Source organism: Marinobacter sp. EN3, assembly GCF_000475315.1.
Classification (GTDB): Bacteria; Pseudomonadota; Gammaproteobacteria; order Pseudomonadales; family Oleiphilaceae; genus Marinobacter; species Marinobacter nauticus.
In genome coordinates this window covers 1-2637 of sequence record NZ_AXCC01000046.1, presented here as the reverse complement: position 1 = coordinate 2637, position 2637 = coordinate 1, and the positions used below count along the sequence as shown (strand labels likewise).

General features: G+C 58.9%; 2 protein-coding genes. Both read left to right on the top strand.

The window, feature by feature from the left end; all coding sequences use genetic code 11:
- The first annotated feature begins 245 nt into the window (after window positions 1–245).
- Window positions 246–1787, top strand: a complete 1542-nt coding sequence (istA, locus tag Q675_RS32460) for an IS21 family transposase (protein WP_031211584.1) — start codon at window positions 246–248, stop codon at window positions 1785–1787.
- A gap of 10 nt (window positions 1788–1797) precedes the next feature.
- On the top strand, window positions 1798–2538 hold the full coding sequence (gene istB, locus Q675_RS32455; protein WP_023011670.1) for an IS21-like element helper ATPase IstB: 741 nt from the start codon (window positions 1798–1800) through the stop codon (window positions 2536–2538).
- Window positions 2539–2637 lie beyond the last annotated feature (99 nt).

Here is a 2637-nt window from a genome sequence, read left to right as displayed (position 1 = left end):
TGCATATTCCGGCCCATCATGAACACCCATTCCGGACGAACGTGAACACCAATTCTGGTTTAACGTGAACAGCCATTCCGATTGAAGATGAACACTTTTCCGGATTTTCCGGAATCGGTGTTCACGATGCCGGAATCAGTGTTCACATTCCCGGAAACGGTGTTCACGTTCAACCGGAATCCTTCTTAACGCATTGTTTATTCAACCGTTTGCTACTCTGATTCCTTTTTTTGGGGAGCGGAGTTGTGCCAGCAAAGAGAATTCCAATGCGTAAAATCAGAGAGGTGCTTCGCCTGAGGCTGGAAGCCGGGCTCTCGATCCGGCAGATCAGTGCCAGCACCAAGACCAGTGTCGGGGCCATCCAGAAGCTGTTGGCCCGGGCCGATGCCTTGAACCTCAACTGGCCGTTGCCCGAGGATTTGGACGATGGCCGCCTTGCGGCCCTGTTCTATCCCGGTGCCGATCCCACCACATCGACTCGCTACCAGGTGCCCGACTGGGCCACCGCTCATCAGGAACTCAAGCGTAAAGGGATGACCAAGCAGCTGTTGTGGGAGGAATACACAGCTCAGTACCCCAATCGCTGTTACAGCTACTCCCAGTACTGTGACCGTTACCGGCACTGGCTGAAGCAGCAGAAGCGCTCCATGCGCCAGACCCATAAGGCCGGTGAGAAGTGCTTCGTGGATTACTGCGGCCCGACCGTGCCGATCATCAACCCGCAGACTGGTGAGGTACGCACCGCTCAGGTGTTCGTGGCGGTGCTTGGGGCCTCCAACTACACCTACGCTGAAGCTACCTGGAGCCAGAGTTTACGAGACTGGCTATCCAGTCACGTGCGTACCTTTGAGTTCTTCGGTGGCATTCCGGAGATGGTCGTGCCGGACAACCTGCGCAGCGGTGTCAGCAAGGCCTGTCGGTACGATCCAGAGCTAAACCCCAGCTACCAGCAACTGGCCGAGCATTATCAGGTAGCCATCCTCCCGGCCAGGCCCTACAAGCCCAAGGACAAATCGAAAGCGGAGGTCGGCGTGCAAATCGTGGAGCGTTGGATCCTGGCCCGGTTGCGTCACCACACCTTCTTCACTCTCGCCGAAGCCAATCAGTGCATCCGGTCACTGCTTGAAGAGCTGAACAGCCGCCCGTTCCGGCGGCTGCCGGGTAACCGGCAGACAGCCTTCGAGACACTGGATCAGCCCGCCCTGCGTCCCTTGCCGAAACAGCCCTATGAATACGCCGAGATCCGGCGTTGCCGGGTCAATATCGATTACCACATCGAGTTCGACCAGCATCATTACTCGGTACCGCACCAGTACGTGGGCGAGCAGGTGGAAGTCCAGGCCAGCGATCATCTGGTGCAGGTCCACTTCCGGCAACGCCAGGTGGCAAGTCACCCACGGCGTCACAGGCCGGGCACCACCACCGAAGCGGGTCATATGCCTGCCCGGCATCGAAAACAGCAGCAATGGACCCCGGGGCGTCTCAAGAACTGGGCCCGGGACATCGGGCCAGACACGCTGGCCTGGGTGAGTGATCGACTGGCTGAGCGGGAACACCCGGAGCAGGCTTACCGGGTCTGTCTCGGGTTGCTCAACCTGACTCGGGAGTACCCCAGCCAACGCCTGAATGCGGGGTGCCGCATCGCCAATCGGGAGGGCCTGAACCGGCTGAAGCACATCAAGGCCATTCTCCGGAGCAACCGGGACAAGCTGCCGGAGCAGTTGCCCCTGAACGCCGAACTCCCTCAACACCACGAGAATATCCGTGGCCCGAAGAGCTTCCACTAGGACATCACCCATGAGCACGACACAAACCCTGGCAAGACTGAAAGACCTGAAGTTAGGCGGCATGGCTGCCGCCCTGGAACACCAACAAAACCAGCCGGGCACCTACGACGAACTGCCGTTCGCGGAGCGCCTGGAACTGCTGCTTGACCGAGAGTTCCAGACCCGAGAGCACCGGAAACAGGACCGCCTGGTACGCCAGGCCCGCTTCAAGCTCCGTGCCTCGATCCAGGACATCGACTACCAGCACCCCCGCAACCTGAAGAAAGCTCAGGTGGCCCAACTGGCTCAGACCGACTGGCTGGAGCGTGGCCAGAACCTGTTGATCACCGGCCCCTGCGGCAGCGGGAAAACCTACCTGGGCTGTGCGCTGGGACATCAGGCCTGCCTGAACGGCCTCAGCACCCGGTATTACCGAATCTCCCGGTTACTACTGGAACTGACTCAGGCCAAGGCTGACGGCACCTACCAGAAGACGCTGAACCAGCTGGCCAAAGTGAGGCTGCTGATCCTGGATGACTGGGGCCTCGAAGCCCTGAAACCGGCACACCGGAACGACCTGATGGAGATTATGGATGACCGCCACGGCACGCACTCAACCATGATCATCAGTCAATTACCCACCGATCAGTGGTACGCCGCCATTGGCGATAACACCCTGGCTGACGCCATCCTGGACCGGCTCATGCACAACGCCCATCGCTGGGCTCTGAAAGGAGAATCGATGAGAAAACGACTTCAGGAAATTGACTGAACGTGAACACCCGGAGTAAAACCTCTGGTGGGTAATGCGTTAAGAAAAATGGTGTTCACGTTCAACCGGTATGGGTGTTCACGTTCGCCGGAATACGCA

What these genes read in the sequence shown, in the direction of transcription:
- istB (WP_023011670.1), top strand. Translation starts at nt 1,798, where the DNA reads ATGAGCACGACACAAACCCTGGCAAGACTGAAAGACCTGAAGTTAGGC.